At 66.5% G+C, this 20,987-nt stretch carries 22 protein-coding genes; 20 read left to right on the forward strand and 2 right to left on the reverse strand.

Translation table 11 applies throughout. The features are described from left to right. Positions 1–10 precede the first annotated feature (10 nt). Genes FHW79_RS08155 through leuD form a run of 5 tightly spaced genes read left to right on the forward strand, consistent with a single transcriptional unit; the run spans position 11 to position 6,102 of the window. Entirely contained in the window at positions 11–2,083 is a 2,073-nt protein-coding gene (locus tag FHW79_RS08155) for a hydantoinase/oxoprolinase family protein (RefSeq protein ID WP_183178449.1), read from the forward strand. Further along, a complete protein-coding gene (locus tag FHW79_RS08160) occupies positions 2,080–2,694 on the forward strand; it encodes a cysteine hydrolase (RefSeq protein WP_183178450.1) in 615 nt (204 codons plus the stop codon). The genes FHW79_RS08155 and FHW79_RS08160 overlap by 4 nt, the downstream gene beginning before the upstream one ends. Then, entirely contained in the window at positions 2,691–4,100 is a 1,410-nt protein-coding gene (locus FHW79_RS08165) for an FAD-dependent oxidoreductase (protein WP_183178451.1), read from the forward strand. The genes FHW79_RS08160 and FHW79_RS08165 overlap by 4 nt, the downstream gene beginning before the upstream one ends. Then, entirely contained in the window at positions 4,097–5,503 is a 1,407-nt protein-coding gene (leuC, locus tag FHW79_RS08170) for a 3-isopropylmalate dehydratase large subunit (RefSeq protein ID WP_183178452.1), read from the forward strand. Before FHW79_RS08165 ends, leuC begins: the two co-directional genes overlap by 4 nt. Positions 5,504–5,505: 2 nt before the next feature. Next, entirely contained in the window at positions 5,506–6,102 is a 597-nt protein-coding gene (leuD, locus tag FHW79_RS08175) for a 3-isopropylmalate dehydratase small subunit (RefSeq protein WP_183178453.1), read from the forward strand. Between the two features lie 18 nt (positions 6,103–6,120). On the opposite strand, the gene FHW79_RS08180 is transcribed toward leuD, so the two are convergent. Then, positions 6,121–6,987 (reverse strand): diguanylate cyclase, encoded by an 867-nt coding sequence (locus FHW79_RS08180; protein ID WP_247884233.1) that lies wholly within the window; start codon positions 6,985–6,987, stop codon positions 6,121–6,123. A gap of 732 nt (positions 6,988–7,719) precedes the next feature. Between FHW79_RS08180 and FHW79_RS08185 the strand changes: the two genes are divergently transcribed. The 5 genes from FHW79_RS08185 to FHW79_RS08205 all read left to right on the forward strand — a co-directional run bounded on the left by FHW79_RS08185 (position 7,720) and on the right by FHW79_RS08205 (position 12,121). Next, positions 7,720–7,911 carry a helix-turn-helix domain-containing protein gene (locus tag FHW79_RS08185; protein ID WP_211102405.1) on the forward strand — a complete coding sequence of 64 codons (192 nt, stop codon included), beginning with the start codon at positions 7,720–7,722 and terminating at the stop codon, positions 7,909–7,911. 16 nt (positions 7,912–7,927) lie between these two features. After that, on the forward strand, positions 7,928–8,164 hold the full coding sequence (locus FHW79_RS32585) for a transcriptional coactivator p15/PC4 family protein (RefSeq protein ID WP_149167088.1): 237 nt from the start codon (positions 7,928–7,930) through the stop codon (positions 8,162–8,164). A 172-nt stretch (positions 8,165–8,336) separates the two neighbouring features. Continuing rightward, positions 8,337–9,332, forward strand: coding sequence for a hypothetical protein (locus tag FHW79_RS08195; protein ID WP_183178456.1), 996 nt, complete (start codon positions 8,337–8,339; stop codon positions 9,330–9,332). 781 nt (positions 9,333–10,113) lie between these two features. After that, a complete protein-coding gene (locus FHW79_RS08200; protein ID WP_183178457.1) occupies positions 10,114–11,694 on the forward strand; it encodes a hypothetical protein in 1,581 nt (526 codons plus the stop codon). Positions 11,695–11,800: 106 nt separating this feature from the next. Then, positions 11,801–12,121: a hypothetical protein gene (locus FHW79_RS08205; protein WP_183178458.1), complete on the forward strand. Its 321-nt coding sequence runs from the start codon at positions 11,801–11,803 to the stop codon at positions 12,119–12,121. A gap of 376 nt (positions 12,122–12,497) precedes the next feature. Here the strand turns inward: FHW79_RS08205 and FHW79_RS08215 are convergent, their stop codons facing one another. Continuing rightward, on the reverse strand, positions 12,498–12,692 hold the full coding sequence (locus tag FHW79_RS08215) for a hypothetical protein (protein ID WP_183178460.1): 195 nt from the start codon (positions 12,690–12,692) through the stop codon (positions 12,498–12,500). A 125-nt stretch (positions 12,693–12,817) separates the two neighbouring features. On the opposite strand from FHW79_RS08215, the gene FHW79_RS08220 reads away from it, so the two are divergent. The 10 genes from FHW79_RS08220 (at position 12,818) to FHW79_RS08265 (ending at position 20,929) form a co-directional block, all read left to right on the forward strand. Continuing rightward, positions 12,818–13,153, forward strand: coding sequence for an HNH endonuclease signature motif containing protein (locus FHW79_RS08220; protein ID WP_183178461.1), 336 nt, complete (start codon positions 12,818–12,820; stop codon positions 13,151–13,153). A 237-nt stretch (positions 13,154–13,390) separates the two neighbouring features. Next, complete coding sequence (locus FHW79_RS08225; protein WP_183178462.1) at positions 13,391–13,843, forward strand: P27 family phage terminase small subunit; 453 nt, start codon at positions 13,391–13,393, stop codon at positions 13,841–13,843. A 166-nt stretch (positions 13,844–14,009) separates the two neighbouring features. Beyond that, entirely contained in the window at positions 14,010–15,620 is a 1,611-nt protein-coding gene (locus FHW79_RS08230) for a terminase TerL endonuclease subunit (RefSeq protein WP_247884234.1), read from the forward strand. Positions 15,621–15,761: 141 nt separating this feature from the next. Continuing rightward, positions 15,762–16,979 carry a phage portal protein gene (locus FHW79_RS08235; protein WP_183178464.1) on the forward strand — a complete coding sequence of 406 codons (1,218 nt, stop codon included), beginning with the start codon at positions 15,762–15,764 and terminating at the stop codon, positions 16,977–16,979. Between the two features lie 8 nt (positions 16,980–16,987). Beyond that, a complete protein-coding gene (locus FHW79_RS08240) occupies positions 16,988–17,662 on the forward strand; it encodes an HK97 family phage prohead protease (RefSeq protein WP_183178465.1) in 675 nt (224 codons plus the stop codon). Positions 17,663–17,673: 11 nt separating this feature from the next. Further along, positions 17,674–19,053: a phage major capsid protein gene (locus FHW79_RS08245; RefSeq protein ID WP_183178466.1), complete on the forward strand. Its 1,380-nt coding sequence runs from the start codon at positions 17,674–17,676 to the stop codon at positions 19,051–19,053. An 82-nt stretch (positions 19,054–19,135) separates the two neighbouring features. After that, on the forward strand, positions 19,136–19,561 hold the full coding sequence (locus FHW79_RS08250; RefSeq protein WP_183178467.1) for a hypothetical protein: 426 nt from the start codon (positions 19,136–19,138) through the stop codon (positions 19,559–19,561). A 58-nt stretch (positions 19,562–19,619) separates the two neighbouring features. Beyond that, positions 19,620–20,192 carry a hypothetical protein gene (locus tag FHW79_RS08255; RefSeq protein WP_183178468.1) on the forward strand — a complete coding sequence of 191 codons (573 nt, stop codon included), beginning with the start codon at positions 19,620–19,622 and terminating at the stop codon, positions 20,190–20,192. Continuing rightward, on the forward strand, positions 20,189–20,509 hold the full coding sequence (locus FHW79_RS08260; protein ID WP_183178469.1) for a hypothetical protein: 321 nt from the start codon (positions 20,189–20,191) through the stop codon (positions 20,507–20,509). The genes FHW79_RS08255 and FHW79_RS08260 overlap by 4 nt, the downstream gene beginning before the upstream one ends. A 3-nt stretch (positions 20,510–20,512) precedes the next feature. Continuing rightward, positions 20,513–20,929 carry a phage tail terminator-like protein gene (locus FHW79_RS08265; protein WP_183178470.1) on the forward strand — a complete coding sequence of 139 codons (417 nt, stop codon included), beginning with the start codon at positions 20,513–20,515 and terminating at the stop codon, positions 20,927–20,929. Positions 20,930–20,987: the final 58 nt, after the last annotated feature.

Consider the following 20,987-nt stretch of genomic DNA (forward strand, 5'->3'; position numbering starts at 1 on the left):
GACCAAGATCATGAGCAACGGCATCTCCACGGGTGCAATCGTCGGCGTCGACGTCGGCGGCACCTTCACCGACCTGTTCCATTACGACGAGGCGCGCGGCAGTTTCCGCACCGCCAAGGTCCCGTCCAACCGCGGCGACGAGGCGGTCGGCTTTCTCGCCGGCCTGCAGAGCTTCGGCGCGGTCGCCGAGCTGGGGTCGATCGTCCACGGCACCACGGTCGGCACCAACGCGCTGCTGGAGCGCAAGGGCGCCAAGGTCGGTCTCATCACCACCGCCGGCTTCCGCGACGTGCTGGAGATGCGCCGCCGCGACCGCCGCCAGACCTGGGGCCTGTGGGGCGACTTCGTCCCGGTCGTTGACCGCGACCTGCGGCTGGAGGTGGCGGAGCGCACGCTGGCCGACGGCACGGTTCGCGCCGCCGTCGATCCGGAGGAGGTGCGCGACGCTGCCCGCCGGCTGGCCGCGATGGGGGCGGAGGCGCTGGCCATCGTCTTCATCAACGCCTACGCCAACCCGGCCAACGAGCTGGCGGCGCTGGAGGCGGCGCGCGCGGTCTGGCCCAACGCCAACCTCGAATGCTCCTCGCGCATCCTGCCGGAGATCCGTGAGTTCGAGCGCACCTCGACCACCGCGTTGAACGCCTATCTCCAGCCGGTGGTCGGCAGCTACCTCGCCAAGCTCGACAACGCGCTGGCCGGGGAGGGGTTCGGCGGCCGCTTCCACATCGTGCAGTCGAACGGCGGCGTCATGTCCACCGACACCGCGCGGCGGCTGCCGGTGCGCACCGCCCTGTCGGGGCCGGCGGCCGGCGTCATCGCCGCGGCGGCGATCGCCAAGGCGGCGGGCTTCCCCAACGTCATCACCGGCGACCTCGGCGGCACCAGCTTCGACGTGTCGCTGGTGGTGGAGGGTCAAACCATGCTGGCCGCACAGACCACCATCGACTTCGGTCTGGTCGTCCGCACGCCGATGATCGAGATCACCACCATCGGCGCCGGCGGCGGCTCCATCGCCGGGGTCGATCCCGGCGGCATGCTCCAGGTCGGGCCGGAGAGCGCCGGTTCGCGGCCGGGGCCGGTCTGCTACGGCCAGGGCAACAGCCGCCCGACGTTGACCGACGCCAACGTGCTGCTCGGCCGCATCAACGCGGAGCGTCCGATCGGCGGCAAGCTCGCTCGGCTGGACGTCGACGCCGCCCGCACCGCCATCGCCACCCACGTCGCCGAGCCGCTGGGTCTCGACGTCATGGCGGCGGCGGAGGCGGTGGTGCGCATCGCCAACAGCAAGATGGCCGGCGCCATCCGCCTCGTCTCCATCGAGCGCGGCCACGACCCGGCCAAGTTCGCCGCGGTGCCCTTCGGCGGCGGCGGCGCGCTGCATGTCGGCGCCCTCATCAAGGAGGTCGGCTTGAAGGCGGCGCTGGTGCCGCGCTTCCCCGGCGTGACCTCGGCGCTCGGCTGCGTCATCGCCGACATCCGCCACGATCAGGTGCAGACGGTGAACCTGCCGCTGGCCGGCATCGACGCCGCGTCGCTCGACCGCCGCATGGTGGAGGAGGCGACCGCCGCCCGCGCCGTGGTGGAGTCCGCCGGCCTCAGCGTCGAGCGCATCGACCTCGTCTTCGAACTCGACATGCACTACATCGGCCAGACCCACACGGTCGCCGTGCCGCTGCCGGTGTCGGTGGCGAACGGGACCACCGGTGTCGACGAGGCGACCATCCGCGCCGCCTTCGAGCGCGCCTATCAAGCGTCCTTCAGCCGGCTGCTGCCGGGCGTCGGCGCCAAGATCGTCAACCTGCGCACCGCCGCCATCGGCCGCCGCCCGCATTTCGACCTCGCCGCCCTGGCCCCGGCCGCCGGCACGACGGTGGAGGGCGCCCACGCCGGCTCGCGCCCCGTCTGGTTCGACGGGGCGTGGTACGAGACGGCGGTCTACAACCGCCTCGACCTGCCGGTCGGCGCCCACATCCAGGGTCCGGCGATCCTGGAGCAGCCGGACGCCACCACCGTCATCGACCCCGACCTCAGCGCCCGCGTCGACGGCTACGGCAACGTCATCGTGGAAAGGAGCGCCCGATGAGCGGCACTGCCATTCCTTTGGAACAGACCGCCTTGCTGGTCTGCGACCTGCAGAATGATTTCCTCCACCCGGAGGGGGCCTATGGCCGCGCCGGCCAGACGGCGCCGGACATCCTGGCCCTGCCGGAGCGGGTGAAGCCGCTGGCCGACCTTCTGCGGTCGCGCGGCGGCTGGGTGATCTCCACCAACTTCACGCTGGTGCCGGGCCGCGGCGGCGAGCCGATGATCTCCCCCCACCTGAAGGCGCTTCGCCCCTTCCTGGCGAAGGGCGACTTCCAGCCGGGAAGCTGGGGGCACCGCACGGTGGACACGCTCCAGCCCGTCGACGTCGAGGTCGAGAAGATCGCCTACTCCGCCTTTTACATGTCGCGGCTGGAGTGGGTGCTTCGGAAATGCGGGGTGGAGCGGTTGCTGGTCTGCGGCATCGTCACCAACGGCGGCGTCGCCTCGACCGTGCGCGACGCCCATGTCCGCGACTTCGACACCATTTTGCTGGAGGACGGCTGCGCCGCCTTCACGCCGCAGGTCCATGACGTCTCGGTCGCCGCCCTGCGCCCGGTCTGCCGGGTGGCGACGGTCGCGGCGATGCTGGAGGAGTTGTCCGCGCCATGAGCCGCATCCTGCCCGCCGACGGGGTGACGTTCGAATTCACGGTGCCCGTCGTCGTGATCGGCGGCGGTGCGGCCGGGATGATCGCTGCGCTCGCCGCCCATGAACGCGGAGCGGAGGTGCTGGTGCTGGAGCGCGACGCGCTCCCCCAGGGCTCCACCGCCCTGTCGGCCGGGCTGATCCCGGCGCCGGGCACCCGCTGGCAACGCGCCGCCGGGATCGAGGACAGCCCGGAGCGCTTCGCCGCCGACATCATCGCCAAGGCGAAGGGGGAGCCCGAGCCGGCGGACGTGTCCCGCGTCGCCCGCGCGGTCGGCCCGGCGCTGGAATGGCTGGCCGACCGCTACGGCCTGCCGTTCTCGGTGGTCGACAACTTCACCTATCCCGGCCACAGCGCCCGGCGCATGCACGGGCTGCCCAGCCGGTCGGGGGCGGAGCTGATCGACCGGCTGCGCGGTGCCGTCGAGGCCGCCGGCATCGACGTGCTGTGCGAGGCCCAGGTGACCGCGCTCCACGCCGACGGCCCGCGCGTGCGCGGCGTGGAGGTGACCCGGCCCGACGGCAGCGTCGAGCGGGTCGGCTGCGCCGCCCTGATCCTGGCCTGCAACGGCTATGGCGGCAACCGGGCGCTGGTCGAGCGCCATGTGCCGGAGCTGGCCGACGCGCTCTATTTCGGCCATCCCGGCAACCAGGGCGACGCGCTGCTCTGGGGCGAGGCGCTGGGGGCGGCGACGCGCCACCTGTCGGGGCATCAGGGCCACGGCTCGGTCGCCCATCCCGCCGGCATCCTGGTCACCTGGGCGACGGTCACCGAAGGCGGCGTGCAGGTGAACAGCGCAGGCCAGCGCTTCTCCAACGAGGCGCAGGGCTATTCGGAGCAGGCCGCCGTGGTGCTGCGTCAGCCCGACGGCATCGCCTGGACCGTCTTCGACGAGCGCATCGCCGCCGTTGCCCGCCAGTTCGAGGATTTCCGGCAGGCCGAGGCGATGGGCGCGGTGCTCGGCGCCGACAGCCCGGCGGACCTGGCCCGTCTGATGAAGGTCGACGCGGCGACGCTGACCGCCACGCTAGCCGAGGTTGACCGGTTGAAGGCTGTGGGCGGGACCGACGGCTTCGGCCGGGAATTCACCGGTTCGGCGCCGCTGGTCGCCCCTTACCGCGCCGTCCGCGTCACCGGCGCCCTGTTCCACACCCAGGGCGGGCTGGTCGTGGATGAGGATGCGCGCGTCTTGAGCGGGCAGGGCGGGGCGCTGCCCAACCTCTACGCCGCCGGCGGGGCCGCCTGCGGCGTGTCGGGATCGAAGGCGTCCGGCTACCTGTCCGGCAACGGGCTGCTGACCGCGGTGGCGCTGGGGCGCATCGCCGGAACAGCCGCCGCGGGCGCCGTAAAGGAGGAAAGCACCCCATGACGCAGTCCCCCCGCAGCCTGTTCGACAAGGTCTGGGACGCCCATCTGGTGGCGACCCGGCCGGACGGTCAGGCGCTGCTCGCCATCGACCGCCATTTCCTGCACGAGGGCTCGTTCCACGCCTTCGGCATGATCGACCACGCCAAGCGCCCGGTGCGCCGGCCGGAGCTGACCTTCGCCGTCGCCGACCATTATGTGCCCTCGCACAGCCGCGCCAAGCCGATCGCCGACTCCGAGATCGCCAACATGGTGACGATGCTGGAGGCGAACGCCGGGCGCCACGGCCTGCGCCACTTCGGCCTGCACGACCCGGCGCAGGGCATCGTCCATGTGCTGGCGCCGGAGCAGGGGCTGACCCTGCCGGGCCTGACCATCGTCTGCGGCGACAGCCACACCTCGACCCACGGCGCCTTCGGGGCGCTCGCCTTCGGCATCGGCGCCACCGAGGTCTCGCACGTGCTGGCGACCCAGACGCTGTGGCAGCGCCGGCCCAGGACCATGCGCGTCACCATCGGCGGGACGCTGGGTGCGCATGTAACGGCCAAGGACCTGATCCTGGCGGTGATCGGCTTCATCGGCGCCGACGGGGCGGCCGGCCACGTCATCGAATACGCGGGAAGCGCCATCCGCGGCCTGTCGATGGAAGGCCGGCTGACCATCTGCAATATGTCGATCGAGGCGGGCGCGCGGGCCGGCATGATCGCCCCTGACGACACCACCTTCTCCTGGATCGAGGGGCGGACCTACGCCCCCAAAGGCGCCCTGTTCGACCGCGCCGTCGAGCATTGGCGCACCCTGCCCAGCGACCCGGATGCCGCCTTCGACCGCGAGGTGTCGCTCGACGCCGCCACCATCGCCCCGTCGGTCACCTGGGGCACCAGCCCGGAGACCGCGGTACCGGTCACCGGCGCGGTTCCCGATCCCGGTGCCGAGAGCGACCCGGTGCGCGCCGGCCAGATGCGCAAGATGCTCGACTACATGGGGCTGACCCCCGGCACGCGGCTGGAGGAGGTCGGCATCGACCGCGTCTTCATCGGCTCCTGCACCAACGCCCGGCTGGAGGACCTGCGCGCCGCCGCCGCCGTGCTGCGTGGCCGCCGCGCCGTGGTGCCGGGGCTGGTCGTCCCTGGTTCGGTCCCGGTGCGCCGTCAGGCCGAGGCGGAGGGGCTGGACCGCGTCTTCATCGACGCGGGCCTGGAATGGGGCGAGCCCGGCTGTTCGATGTGCGTCGGCATCAACGGCGACCTCGTTCCGGCCGGGGAGCGCTGCGCCTCCACGACCAACCGCAACTTTCCAGGCCGTCAGGGTCCGAACGCCCGCACACATCTGATGAGTCCGGCGATGGCCGCCGCCGCCGCCGTGACGGGGCGCCTCTCCGATGTCCGCAAGCTGGGAGCTTCGTAAGGATGGACCCCTTCGTCACGCTGACCGCGCCGGCGGTGCCGCTCGACATCGCCAACATCGACACCGACCAGCTGCTCCCGGCGCGCTTCCTGAAGAAGCCACGCAGCGCCGGCTACGGCAACTTCCTGCTCCGTGACGAGCGCAAGCCGGGCTTTCCGCTGGACGACCCCGCCTATGTGGGCGCCCGCGTGCTGGTGACCGACCGCAACTTCGGCTGCGGGTCGTCACGGGAGGGGGCGGTCTATGCGCTGGTGGACGGTGGGTTCCGCTGCGTCGTTGCCCCCAGCTTCGGCGACATCTTCGCCGCCAACGCCGCCAAGAACGGCCTGCTGACCATCACCTTGCCGGAGGAAACGGTGGCGGAGCTGCGCCGCCAGCTGCAGGAGACGCCGGGCGCCGCCGTCACCGTGGACCTGCCGGCCCAGACCCTGACCGGTCCGGACGGCCGCCCGCTGGCCTTCCCCATCGACCCGTTCAAGAAGGAATGCTTGATCGAGGGCCTCGACGACGTGGCCCTGACGCTGCGCCACCAGGACGCCATCGACGCCTTCGACCGCGCCGACGCCGCGGCGCGGCCCTGGCTGGTGCCGGGCGGCTGACGGGCTGCGCACACCGGATCACGGTGCCGCGTCGCAGACCACCCGATTGCGGCCGCCGTTCTTCGCGCGGTACAGCGCCTCGTCCGCCCGGGCAAGCACCGCGGCGATGCTGGTCTCGGCCGGCCGCAGCGCGCTGACTCCAATGCTGACGGTGAAGGAGAGGACGGACCCGGCGCCGTTGGCGATCCGCACGTCTGTTTCGGCCAGCGCCCGGCGCAGCCGCTCCGCCAGCAGCGCCGCACCCTGCGGCGGCGTCTCCGGCAGCAGGATGGCAAACTCCTCGCCGCCCAGCCGGCCCAGGACGTCGGCGCCGCGCACCAGGGACCGGCAGACACGGACCACGCTGCGGATCGCCTCGTCCCCGGTGGCGTGGCCGTAGGTGTCGTTGACCTTCTTGAAATGATCGATGTCCAGCATGATCGCCGACAGCGGCTGGCCGCTGCGCTGCGCCCGCGCCACCTCGTCGGCGGCCCGCGCCATGAAGCGCCCGCGGTTCAGCGCCCCGGTCAGGGAATCGGTGGTGGCCAGCCGTTCCAATTGGCGCTGCATGTCGACCACGCGGGAGGCGGCGAGCAGCCGGGCGCGCAGCCATGTCAGGTCCAGCGGCTTGCGCAGGAACTCGTCGGCGCCGTTCTCCACGACCTCGAAGAACTGATTGGTGATGCTGCCGGGGATCATCAGCATCAGGTAGAGGTGCCGTTCCCGCTGGGCCGCGCGCAGATGCCAGCAGATCTCCACGCCCTCCATCTCGCCAACACGGAAATCGACGAGCGCGATGTCGATGGGCTCATCGCGGCAGCGGGCCAGCGCCGCCTGACCGCTTTCGGCGAAGGCCGTCTGATGGCCGAAGCCTTCAAGCTGCTGGCAGAGCACCGTGCGCGCCATGCGCGAATCATCCACCACCAAAATCCGCATACGGCCTCCACGACCATAGTGCGAGAGAAGCACATAGCCTTGAAGGAAACATTACAACCGTATGGATTTTCGAGTGAACCCGGATCAAGGGGTTGCAAGCGCCGATTTGACTGAAAAAAGCCAAATGCAAGCGCAATGCGTTGAAAAAAGATGCTCAACGGCGGGCAGCGTTACTCATTGCATGTGGAAAGTGCGGTGGCGGAGGGGTGTCCGCTTACACTTGAATAAAAACAAATAGTTAATATCGACATGTCTCTGTTACCCATCAAAAAACCCATCAACAGGCGCCGATGAAGAGCGAAGTGCCGCGAACCTCAGCGACACTTTAGCAGCAAATGTTAGGCACCTACGGCGGCTCCTTCTCCAGGTCCTTCTCCAGGTCCTTCTCCGGCTTGATCTCCAAGTCGTTCTCCAGCTCGCGCACTATGTTGAGAACGAGCAAAAACACGCAAAACATGAGAATAGCAGATTGATTATTAAGTTGCTGAAGAGAGCGCTTCCTCAACTGGAAAATCTCAACGTCTTGAATTTCTGATGTTTTCAAAATTCTCGAAAAACAAAATGGAATTTGGGGTGGCTAGAGGCTTGACCGCGAGATTCCGACTCGCATAGTTGAACTCATGCGAACACCAGCGCTTTAAAGCGCAATCCAACAACACCCCGCGAAACATTCATATGCATGAAGTGCAAAAGGAGCCTGCAATGCAGACGAATCCTATCGCTATGACTGTTGCTGAAGCTAAAGCAAAAATTGGTGTCGGGACGACAAAGTTTTATGAGCTTCTCAATGAGGGAAAAATTGATGCTGTAAAAATTGGGCGCAAAACGCTGATTTTGACTAATTCTCTGGAGAAGTACGTGGCTAATCTTCCTCGGCGCCCCGTAAAACGATAAGCAGGGAGGCCTAGCTGTGTCCGACATAATCATCTCAGCCATCCAGAAGAACGTGGCGGAGGAACTGCGCGTTACCCTGACCGAGTTCAACGGCCATCCGCTGTGCGACCTCCGCACCTTCGTCGAGTACCGCAGCACCAGCGAAATCGGCCCCACGAAGAAGGGCGTCACGTTCGGCGTGGCGTTGCTCCCGCAGATCATCGCCGGCCTCCAGGACGCGGAAGCTGAGGCCCGGCGGCGGGGGCTGCTGTGATGGGGGCAGGCGCAACACCCGCCAGCCGGAAGTTTGCTCCCAGTCACATCGACTGTGGGCGAACTGCGGCCGGACTGTGGTCGAACTCAGACCGCCGCCTTCTCGCAATTTCAAAGAGTTGGCCGAAACCCCACCGGGCGCGGTGGGGCGCTGGTCGTGAAGGAATGGTGCGATGGGAAAGCCTTTAAGTCCGAAGATCAAGGATGTCGGCGGCCCCCCTAGCGATCAAGCTTGGGTCTGGGCGTCAACAGAATTGATGAGTTCGCCGGCATGGCGAGCTCGGTCGATTTACTGTGTTCGCCTTATCGAGTTCTTGCAAATCGAACACATGGCCCATGGTGGTTATGAAAACGGGAAGTTGAAGGCCACTTACGATCAGCTTGATAGATTCGGGATTCCCCGAAAATACATCAAGGCAACCATACAAGAAGCCGAGGGGTTGCGGCTAATTGAGGTTCAGCAGGGAGGGCAAAAGGGTGTGGTGGAGAACCACGCCAGCCTTTACCGGCTTACCTTTTATCATTCGAGCGTTAAAGGACGGCCTGGGGAGCGCTCGTACTATGTGGCGCCAAGCAACGAGTGGAAGACGATCACGGCTGAAATGGCCAGAGAGGTTGAGAGAACTGCAACTGAAGCCCGATCAGCCTCGCGTGTGGGGCGGAGTGAACGGTCTAAACGGTCGGCGGGAGATAAACGGAACGCAAGTTCCCGCGTAGGGAACTTAAACGGTTCCCGCGTAGGGAACTCCGACGATTCAGAAACCATGCAAAATCAATCACTAAACGAAGTACCCTATGCGGGAACCGCTATATATATCTTGGCCCCCCACAGCGAACCGCCCGGCGATGGACAAACGTTTACCGCCACCGCCTTCGATCTCGAGACACAGCCCGTGGTCGTTCCTCCAGATGACACCCTCCGCTGTGCCCTGAAATCCCGCCTTTTGGATCTCGGACGCGGCGGCGTCTCAGGCATCGCCAGAGCCGTAGGTGTCGAACGCTCTACGCTCTCGAATTTTGCCGCTGGCCGCACTGATCTAGGCAACGGCCCGCGCCAGAGGCTCATTGACCTGCTGACTTCGGTAGAGGAATCGTCACATGGCAAACAAGAGCAGCAACAGGATGCCACCCCGTTATGGTCGCGTCACAACATTGCAAGAGCTTCGTGAGCGCGAGCGGTTCCGGTTTAATGCCGAGATCCTGACTGGCAATTTCCCATCACCACCGGATCGTGCTGCCCCGGCCGGTCCCGAAGGCCGCAAGGGCGAACTGGTCATCGGCGCATTCCCCATCGGCTCCGCCTTGGTCATGCCGTCGGCGCGCCCCAAACCCCCACGCCGCCGCGGTCGCCGTCAAGTGCAACTCGTCTTGGACCTCCAGCCGCCGCGGGACTGATGCCTGCGGTCCCGCTTTGGTCCCTCAGCGGACTTGCCTTATGTCCTGGGATATCCCTCTGGCCGGTCTCCCATGCCTCCAACCGCCACAACCACCACGGCTCACACCACCGAATCACCTGAAGTAAAAGAGGAATTGCCGATTTCTGTGTGACCGGTCAACCACCGCCGGCTCCACCGCCAGCACCACCGAAACGGCGATAAAACGTCACGGCCGTCACGAATCCGGCACAGAGGCAGCACGCCAACCGGCACACCTCACAGCCGGACAACTGGTTGACCCAGCATGCAGAATTCTGGTCACGTCGGTGCAGCCGGCACGGTGCCGGCACAGGAGGTGAACCGGCCCCGGCACGGCGTCACCCCTCGCCCCGCCGCCCCGGCGAAATTCGGCCCCACGCCGCTGCCTTGGAGATGGGGTTTGAGTGAGGAAACTTCCCGAGGCAAGGATCTGTCGAGGAAAATTGAATTTTAGTGGTCTGGCGAGATGCGTCGTTGTTCGTCCGCGACTCGGAGGAGGCTATCCTTGCGGTGGTCTCTCAAATCATTTCGGATCATGAGCAAGCTCGACGCTCCACCTTCTGTCCCTTTGCTCGAAGCCGCCACCGCCGTGCCGGTCCCGACTGGTGACCAGCTCGTCCAGGCCGAACCGGACGCCATGCAGTGGTGCCGGACCTTCTGGCGGAGCATGCAGGACCGTCTACGCCGCAAGGCCCGGGAACTGGAGCGCGAAGCCGAACGCCGTGACGGCATCGCAGCGAACCTGAACGTCTGGGTGGCGCGCAATTTCCCTTGGGTGCACGGCTCGCGCAACGCCGCCCGCCTCGACGCGATCAGCTTCCGCGCCGCCGCGGCGATCTGTCGGGAGGGTTCTGCCTATGCTCGTTCCGCGCTGGCCGATCTGAGCGCCGATCCCGCAGGTCCGTTCATTGTGCCGGCGGCGATCCTGGAGCGCGCCGAGTCCGCGACCGAGCGCGATGGCGAATGGACCGGTGGCGACCGCCTGGCCCCAGACACGCTGTCCGCGATCCGCATTCCCGACGTCGACCGGCTGGCGCATCGCCGCGCCGACCTCGGGTTTCCGCCGACCTTCGAGATGACCGATCCGGAGCATGAGGGAGACGCCGACGCCCGGCGATGGAGCCGGTTCTTCCGTCTCGACGGCTCCGTCGACTGGCCGCGGGTGATCGACGTGACCAAGGAGGTGCAGGCCTCGCTCGCCGGCCGCCGTGCCGCGCGGGCCGCTGATGCCCAGGTTGCGGAGAGCCGAGATCGCCAGCGACTCGCTGAGGCCGCCACCGCCTCGCCGCTGCACCACCTGTGCGCCAAGTCCACCGACGGCCCGGCGCTGGTTATTCCGTTCGTGCGTGAGGGCAGCAGCGGTGAGCGCCGGAACACGCTCGACGATTCGGACGGCTACGTCGGTGCGCCGGCCGGCGAGGTGAGAACGCCGCTCCAGCAACTCGTCGCGGCCCGGCAGATTGACGCCGTCCAGGCCGCTGCCGGGGAGTTGTTTGCCCAGCAATTCGTTACCGCCGACTTCGCCCTGGGGAAGGGCACCGACTACGCCTTGGTGCGCGGCGGCGAGATGGTCGCCGAGAAGATACCCAGCACCGAGGCCGAGGAGGCCCGACGTTGGGTTTTCGCAGCCATGGACGCGCTTGGCGGCGGCGCCTCGCCGGCGGCGATGGCAGTGTGGTCGGTGGTAGGAGCGCAGACTGCGCTCGACAGGTTCGCGCGTTCACGCCACTTCCGGATGCCCGGCGGCCAGCGCTGGCTCTCCGTGGAGGAGGCGGAGGGAGTCCTGCGCCAGGGGCTGGCCGCGCTCGCTGCTTACCTTACCGCGCCGACGGTCGAGCACCAGCACCGACGCCACGGGCTGAAGGTCCGGGTGGACGGGGCGGTGGAGCTGTCCTTCCTGGTTGGCTCCAGGCGGTTCAAGGTGGTGGCGACCTATGATCCCGCTCGGAAAGCTTGGGTGGGGCATAGGATGGCGCCGCGGAAGCTCCGCGAAGGTGAGAAGACCCCTACGGAGTTCCGGCACTGGAGCGTGAAGGCGGTGAATATCGCTCAGTTGGCCGAGGCGGCTGTCGGGGCAGCGGTGTCGTACTGCCGGGCGCTGACCAAGGCGCAATAGAACGTCCGTCTTTGAGGCTCTCCTTTGCGTTGTTGAGCCCGTTCAGATCGCCATGCGACGATGAGGGGTGATCAGGTGCCTTTGAATGACGGGCTCGGAGGCTTCGATGGCGAAGGTAAAAGCTATCGGTCAGCGTGGTTCTTGGTTTGCCGACGTGGATGGCGAAAGGCTTCCCTGCGTCCACCAGCATTGGGTGGCAGGCAATCGTTACCATGACCCACAGGCGATCCCTGGCGAGAAAAAATGGGATGAATTGATTGGAGCAATAAGGCGTGGCCGTGTCATCCTAACAAAAGATAAGGTATCCGCTGATCAACGTTCTTTTAAAAGGCGCGGATATGTAGCGGTTTTCGCCGTTGATGACGTTAAAGTTTATGGGAATGATTTAACATTCCGCCTCGCAAACAGAATTTCTGAGTTAGTTTAGTAGGGAAAATTCCTGCCTGTCTGCGAGTATCCCGACTGTCCCTATCCGCAGCATCTGTTTGTAGGTGCTGACGGTGGCCTCCATCTCAATTCGGTGGGCCGACGCGATGCTGCGGAGCCTGATGACCTCGCGCAGTGCCACGACATTGAAGCCGGTCGCCTCCATCTCTGTGCCTCTACCGGCCCCGCGACACTCCGCCAGTAGCACATGTAATCTATGGGCTGAAATCAGCGCTTGAGACCTCTTGATAACCCCCTTGACAGCTCGTTCGAGAAAAAGTAGTAGTTGTCTCGATAGGCGTAGTGTGCCTGCCAAAAATTCATCCCCCTGAGAATCCGCCCGCCCGCCCGACTCGCCCGTGGCGGGTTTCGTTGTCTCAGGGAGTGGCATCCTTGCCCTGTTGCGTGACAGAAGGATCGATCTGATCGAACCGCCTCCACATCGCGAAGGCGAGCCGGGCGGTGAGGTCGGCGGCTTTGTCAACGGTCTGAGCATCATAGTTGGTCTTCGCGATGAGGATGGCGGTCGCCTGAATGCAGGCCGCCTTGATGATGGCTTCGTCCGTCGGCATCGGTCACTTCTCGCGTTAGTTTGCGCGATCAAGCTGCGGTCTGAAGGGTCGTCCTGCCCACGAGTGCATCTGGGGTGCAACATCAGGTGAGCTGAAGTTGTCCTAAGATTCGAAGGTGTGTGCCGATGCCCGGAAATCCGTTCTACCGCTCCTCCTTCTGGTTCGTTCTCCGCCGCGAGGCACTGAAGCGTGACGGGTACCACTGCACGGTGGAGGGCTGCCAGACGCCGACGCACGCCCTCCACGTCGACCACATCCAGACTCGCCCGCGGGGTGCCACCGGTCCGACGTCCGCTGACGTGCTGCCCAACCTGCGGACCCTGTGCGGCAATCACGACCGCATGGTGAAGGAGGGCGCCAGCGGGCGTAGGGGCAACGGTGGGCAGCTAATCGTCCGGGGCTGCGACGCGTCAGGCCGGCCGCTCGATCCCAACCATCCCTGGAACAAGCGGGGCGCCTGATCGGCGTCGCCGCGGTCGTTCACCCCGCGCTCAGCCTGGACCCTGCTGAGACAGACCACTCTCCGCCCTGCCGGAGAAGCCGACATCCGGAGGCACGGCCAGCATCATCAACCCGCCGGGTAGGGGGGCCTCCAATCTCGGGGGAAAGAGGGGGCTGGGACCGGTTGGGGCCTCCATTTTCACAAAACTTGAAATTCGGGGAGGGGGTTTCCGACCGCCCTTTCGGAGAAAATCGCCATGACACTCACGGTGATCGACGGTGCTGGCCTCGATATCGAGGAACCGGATTGGGATGCCCTGATCCCCAATGCCGGGCGCAGCAAGGCCGGCGACAATAGCCGGTGGCGCGCGGTGGCCGGCCAGGAATGGCGCCGGGTCACCGCGGCGATGCGCGCGGCTGGTACCCTTGGCCCGGAGAACCGGCACCAGCTCCAGCGTTTGGTCCTCAGCTACGTCCGGTACGACATCGCGGCGGCCAAGATGTTCCAGGGCGGCGCGGTGGTGAAGTCGCCCCGCACCAAGGTCCCGATGCACAGCCTGTGGCAGGCGGAGATGCGTCAGGCCGACGAAGCGGCGACCAAGGCGGAGGTGGAACTCGGGATTCCGCCGCGGCGCCGGGGCGGCGCCACCGCTGCCAAGCGCAACACGAAGAAGCGGACCGCAGCCCATGACTTCCTTGCCAGCCGCTGACACCGTCGCCCGCATCTGCCAGGAGGTCACGGCCGAACGCATCGTCGTCGGCGATCTCGTCGGGCGGGCGGTTGAACGGCATCTTCGCGACCTGAGGGACGGACCGGGACGCGGGCTGGTGTTCGATGTCGCCGCGGCGGAGCGGGCGATCCGGTGGTTCCCGTCCATGCTGACCATCACCGGCGGCGTGAAGGCGAACGAGCCTTTCAATCTGCTGTGGTATCAAGCCTTCATCACGGGCCAGCTCTTCGGCTGGAAGCGGGCGGACACCGGGTTCTGGCGGTTCCGCTCCGTTTGGGTGGAAACCGGTAAAGGACAGGGAAAAAGCCCGTGGATGGCCGGGCTTGGCCTCTATGGCTTGCGCTTTTCCGGTGTTCCGCGGGCCGAGGTCTATTCGGCGGCGGCCACCAAGGATCAGGCGCGCGTCATCTTCAAGGACGCCGTCTCGATGGTACGGGCACAGGTCCCGGACAACGACGAGACGCTGGAGCAGTTCTGCGGCATCCGCCCCCGTGGCACCGGCGACGAAACCTGGAAGCTCGAATGGGATGGGGCGGCGGAAGGGCTCGGGACCTGCACCTTTTCCCCGGTGGCGTCGTCGGACACGCAGTCCGGGCCGAAGCCGTTGCTGGTGCTGGTCGATGAGGTGCACGAGCTGAAGAGCGCGGACGTCATTGAGACCTGGGAACAGGCAATCACCAAGGTACCGGGGAACTCGTGTCTGATCATGGGCACGAACACCGCGGCGGCCGATCAGGTCGTCGGCACCGAGTACAGCGACTATTATGAGGACGTGGTGCTGGGCGCCCGAGAGGACGACACCTCGCTCGTCTTCATCGCCCGGACCGACAAGGACGACAAGCCCTTCGAGGACCCCTCTTGCTGGGCAAAGTCGCTGCCGGCGCTCGGGGTGACGTTCGAACGTTCGAACATCCAGGCGCAGGTGCAGAAGGCGCAAGGGCTTCCGTCGAAAGAGCTGGCGGTTAAACGGTTGTACTTCGGCGTCAAGGTCGGTGCCGCGGACTGCTGGATCGAATGGGGGCTGTGGGAATCGGTCCTGGGCGACATCGACGAGGCCGAATTCCGGGACTGGGACTGCTGGCTCTCCCTGGACCAGTCGAACCGCATCGACTTCACCGCCCTCGGCAAGACCTGGATTCGTCCGACGGACGGGCACCGCTTCGTCAAGGTTCGCTATTTCACGCCAGCGGACACGCTGGCGCAGCGGGCCGACGAGGACAAGGCGCCCTACGTGGCTTGGGCGCGCGAGGGCCTGATCGAAGCCGTGCCGGGCCCGACCATCCCGAAGGCCCACGTAGCGCGGGCGGTGAAGGAAGAGATGGTCCGTAACCGCGTCGTCGGCATGGCCTTCGATCCCGCCCAGATTCAGGACTTCGAGGAAGCGGCCCGGGACGTCGGGCTCGACGTCTGGCGCTACGAGGGGCCGGACAAGCCCGGTGGATCGGGGCTCAAGATGGTGCGCCACGGACAAGGGCCTCGGGGGTTCGACAGCCCCTCGTCGCTGTGGATGCCGCGGTCGGTTCGAGAGACCGAAGAGGCCATCGTCAACAAGGCCGTCACCATCCACCGGTCGCCCGTCACGAACCTGTGCAGCGCGAACCTGATGCTCGCTGATGACGGGCTCGGCAACCGGACGCCGGCCAAGCGGCGGTCCCGTGGCCGCATCGACGGAATGCTCACGGTGATCATGGGCATGGGGGCGGCGGGCGGAATGGTCAGCAAGGCAACCCAGAAATCTTGGTGGGAGGAAGACTGATATGGGATTCTGGTCGCGCCTCGGCCAAGCGGCGGTCCCGTGGCCGCATCGACGGAATGCTCACGGTGATCATGGGCATGGGGGCGGCGGGCGGAATGGTCAGCAAGGCAACCCAGAAATCTTGGTGGGAGGAAGACTGATATGGGATTCTGGTCGCGCCTCCCGTGGAACCGGAAGAACGCCACGCTGGAACTGTTCCGCGAAGTCTACGGATCGTCGCCGGTGCGCTCCGGAGTGACGGTCACCTGGAAGACGGCGCTGGAGGTGACGGCGGTCCTGCGCTGCGTCGCCGTCATCTCGGACGGCCTTTCCACCGTGCCGCTGAAGCTCTTCCAGAAGACGGGCTCCGGCCGGACGGAGGCGACCGACCATCCACTCCACGACGTCCTCACGACGGCGCCGAACGACTGGCAGGACAGCCTGCAGTTCCGCGAAACGCTGGCCTTCCACGTGGCGCTCTGCGGCAACGCCTTCGTCTTCGTCAACCGGGTGCGCGGTCGAATTTCGGAGCTGCTCCCGCTGGAGCCTGGGCGGGTGGAGGTCAAGCGCGAGTCGAATTGGCAACTGCGCTACTGGGTTACCGGTCTCGACGGTCACCGTGAGGAGGTTCCAGCCGAGGCGATCTGGCACCTGCGCGGCCCCTCCTGGAATGGCTACATGGGCCTGGAACCCGTCCGTCTCACGCGCGAGGCTATCGGCCTGTCGATGGCCCTGGAACAGTCCCATGCCCGGCTGCACAGAAACGGCGTCAAGCCGAGCGGGGTCTACAGCATCGAAGGGACGCTCGACAAACCCCAGCATGAACGCCTTCAGGAGATCATCGCCCAGCACATGGCCGGCGTCGACAACACGGGTAAGCCGCTGATCCTGGACCGTGCGGCGAAGTGGCTGTCCATCGCCATGACCGGAGTCGATGCGCAGCACCTGGAAACGCGGAAGCATCAGATCGAGGAAATCTGCCGGGGGTTCGGCGTCAACCCCATCATGGTCGGCTACAGCGACAAGACAGCGACCTACGCCAGTGCCGAGCAGATGTTCATCGCGCACGCGGTCCACACCATCCGGCCCTGGCACCGCCGCTTCGAGGCGTCCATCCGGCGCTTCCTTCTGACGACCGAAGAACGGCGCGCCGGCTTCTACCCGAAGTTCCTCGACAACGAGCTGATGCGCGGCGCCGCGAAGGACCGTGCCGAGTACTACGCCAAGGCGCTCGGTTCCGGCGGCACCAAGGGGTGGATGACCCAGAACGAGGTGAGGGACTGCGAGGAGATGGAGCGATCCTCCGATCCCGAGGCGGACAAGCTCCCGCAGCCGACCGCGAAGCCGGCGCCAGTCGCCGCTCCAACACCAACTCCATAGGACGCCCCATGCTGCATTCATCGTTCGGCCTCCGCGAGGTGAAGCTCGCGGGCGGCGACGCCATGACCTTTTCCGGCTACGGCGCCGTGTTCGACAACGTCGACTCCTATGGCGATCTGATCGTCAAGGGCGCCTTTACCGACACCCTGGCGCGGGCGAAGTCCACCGGCCAGTGGCCGGCCATGCTCATGCAGCACGGCGGCTGGGGAATGGGCGCCGACGACATGACGCCGGTCGGCATCTGGACCTCCCTGGAGGAGGACAGCATCGGCCTGAAGGTCGAGGGAAAGCTCGCGGATACCATCCGTGGGCGGGAGGCCTACGGGCTGCTGAAGATGGACCCCCGACCGGCCATCGACGGCCTGTCGATCGGCTACATCGCGAAGACCTGGGAGGCCCGGAGCAAGCCGGAAGACCCGCGCCGCAAGCTGACAAAGGTGGACCTCCTGGAAGTATCGCTCGTGACCTTCCCGGCCAACCCCAAGGCGCGCGTCGGCTCGGTAAAGTCCGCCGGCGGCTTGAGCATCAAGGATGCGGAGGAGGCCCTGCGCGAGGCCGGGTTCAGCCGCACAGAAGCCAAGGCGATCCTCGCCAAGGGCTTCAAGGCCATCGACCAGCGCGAGGCTGGTGACGGCGATCTGGGGGCCGCGCTGTCGCGGCTCGTTTCGACCATTTCCAAGTAAAGGGGAGCACAATGCCTCGCGATAGCTATGAGTACGAGATGAAGGACGCCGGTGGCGGCGACGTCGCCACGGTGATCGACCAGCTCGGACGCGCGTTCGAGGAGTTTAAATCCAAGAACGAGACCGAGCTGAAGGAGATGAAGGCCGGCATCAAGGCCGCCCCTGCGGATCTTACCAAGGTGGAGGAGGCGCTCGACAAGCTCCAGGCCGCGAAGGACGCCATCGAGGCCAAGGCGGCGGCGGAGCAGAAGCGCATCGACGATCTGGAAAAGCGGCTCAACCGGCCGGGCGGTCTCGGCACCGATGCCGGCAAGGCGGAAGCCGAACTGAAGTCGTTCCAGGTTCTGCTGAAGTCGCACAGCGCCATGTACAACCGGCCGGCCCCGGCGGAGGTCGGCGCTGACGGCTACACGGCCTACAAGTCGGCCTTCAACGCCTTCCTGCGCAAGGGCTCCCACCTCCTGGAGCCCTCCGAGGTGAAGACCCTGTCTGTCGGGTCCGACCCGGACGGCGGCTACCTCGTCCAGGCCGACGTCACCGGCCGCATCCAGACTCGCGTCTATGAGACGTCGCCGATCCGCCAGATCGCCTCCGTTCAGCAGATCAGCACCGACGCGCTGGAGGGCATCAACGACCTGGACGAGGCGGACGATCTGGTGATGCTGGGCGAGACCCAGGCGCCCGGCGACGGCAAGACGCCGAAGATCTCCAAGTGGCGCATCCCGGTGTGGGAGGGAGCCGTCGAGCCCAAGGCGACCCAGCAGCTCATCGAAGACGCCGCGGTGGACGTCGAGGCGTGGCTGGCCCGCAAGACGGCCGACAAGATCGCCCGCGGCCAGAATCGCCGCTTCGTGACGGGCAGCGGCAGTTCCGAGCCCCGCGGCTTCTGCTCCTACCCGACGGTGGCGGCCGGCGATGGCAGCCGCCCCTGGGGCAAGCTGGAGCACATCCTCTCAGGAGCGTCCGGTGACTTCAGTGGCGAGAACCCGGCGGACAAGCTGTTCGACCTGATCGGTGCCGTCAAGGACGCCTATCTGGCCAACGCGCGCTTCGTGACCCGCCGTGAGGTCATCACCAAGGTGCGCAAGTTCAAGGAGAGCGCCACCGGCAATTACCTCTGGCAGCCCGGACTCCAGCAGGGCCAGCCGCAGCAGCTCCTCAGCTTCCCGGTGACCATCGCGCAGGACATGCCGGGGCTGGGTGCCGGCTCGCTCTCGCTGGGATTCGGTGATTTCACCGAGGGCTACCAGATCGTCGACCGGCTCGGGCTGACGGTGATCCGCGACAACCTGACCCTGAAGCCGTACGTCAAGTTCTACACCCGTGTCCGCTTCGGTGGCGGCGTCCTGAATTTCGAGGCGATCAAGTTCCTGAAGTTCGCGGCGTCCTGATCGCCGGGTCCAATCCACAGTCAGCGAGAAGGGCGCCCATTGCGGCGCCCTTTCGCTTTTCGGCCTGAAGGAGGGCCACGATATGCGCGATTCCCTGAATGGCTGCCACCCGCTGGTGGCGATCCCGCCGGGTGCGGCGGTCACCGACAACACGCCGCTGATCGGCAGCGTCATCGACGTGCTGGGCTACGACTCTCTTACCTTCGCCGTCCAGGTCGGCTCTCTGGCCGACGCCGACGCGACCTTCGCCGTGACAGTGGAGCACGGCAACGCCGCCAACCTGTCGGACGCCGTGAACGTGCCGGCGGAGCAACTGGTCGGCACGCTGGCCCTGGCCGGCTTCACCTTCGCTGATTCCTACAAGACGCGGAAGGTCGGCTACGTCGGCAACAAGCGCTACGTCCGCCTCTCCGTGACACCGGCGAACAACGCTGGGGCCGCCTACATCGCCGCGGTCGCGGTGCTGAGCGGCGCCCATCAAGAGCCGACCCCGAATCCGCCGGTGTGATGGCTCCGGTTCGATGGTTGGGGCGGCTCCCTGGCCGCCCTCAATTTGTGAGGTGCCCATGCTCACCACCGCCGACGCGCTGAAGGCCGAACTCGACATCACCGGCCCGGATCAGGATCTGTCCCTGGAGCTGCTGATCAGGCAATGGTCGGCGACGATCGAGCGATACTGCCGACGGTCCTTCGCCGCGGTCGAAGCGACGGAGACGATCCGCGGCGACCGGCAGCGTGGCCGGCTGATCCTGAACCGGGTGCCGGTCGTCTCCGTCACGGCGGTGGTGCTGAACGGTGAAGCATTGCTGGATGGGGGCTGGGAGGTGGAGGATGCCGATGCGGGTTTCCTGCTCCGGATGGACGCTTCCGGCCATTCCCTCGGCTGGCCGGTCGGCAAGGTGGAGGTGACATACACCGCCGGCTTCGCCGCAATTCCGCCGGATGTGGAGCGCTGTTGCCTCGACCTCTGCGTCCGTGCCTACCACGCTCGCGGGCGTGACCCGGCGCTGCGCAGCTACGAGAACCCGGACGTTGAGAAGATGTCCTGGAGCGCGTCGGACACCGTCAAGACGGTGGGTGGCCTGCCGGAGGACATCGCCGGTCGGTTGGGTGGTTACCGGCTGGTCACCTTCGCATGAGCGCGGCAACCCGCTTCGCCGACTCCCTCCGCCGGTCCGGTCGGCCCTTGGAGCTGAAGCGCCGGGCCGGCACCGGCAGCACCTTCACCACCTGCACCGTCCACGGGAAGGACCGCGGCTATCAACCCACGGAACTTGTCGGCGGTGTGATCCAGGGCGACCGGCGCATCCGCATCGCGCAGGCCGACATCGAGGCGCAGAACTGGCCGGGGCCGCCGAAGAAGAGCGACCTCCTCGACGGCGGTACGGTGCAAGGCGCCCAACCGCTTCATGACGGAGCCGAACTCGTCGGCTTCGTGGTTTGGGTCAGGGGATAATCCATGAGCAGCCCTGAAGTCTGGCTCGATGCCTGCGCCCGCATCGATGCGGCGGCGCTCGTCCCGCCCGACCACATTTCCTGGCCGAACGAGGCCTTCGACCTTCCCGATCCCACCGCCGACCCGGCGCCGCTGTGGATGGCGGTGACGGCGAGCGGGAATCTGTCTTCCCCCATCGAACTCGGCGGCGGTGTCTGGCAGGAGGACGGGGCGATCTGGGTCCACTGCTTTACCCCAACCGGAACCGGTGAACTTGCCCTGCGCCAACTGGCCAAGGCCGTCGCCAACACCTTCCGCGATCTGCCGCCGGGGCCAGTCGTTTACACCGGCGCCGAAATCGGCATGGGCGAACCGGGCGACGAGAACGGCAACTGGTACCGCCTCTCCGTTCGCATCGAATATCGATTCCAAGACCTGTAGGCGCCTCGGCGCCGACCATCCCATCCAAACCAGCCGCCTCCGGGCGGCTTTTCTTTTG

Source organism: Azospirillum sp. OGB3 (genome assembly GCF_014192915.1).
In the GTDB taxonomy this organism is placed as follows: Bacteria; Pseudomonadota; Alphaproteobacteria; order Azospirillales; family Azospirillaceae; genus Azospirillum.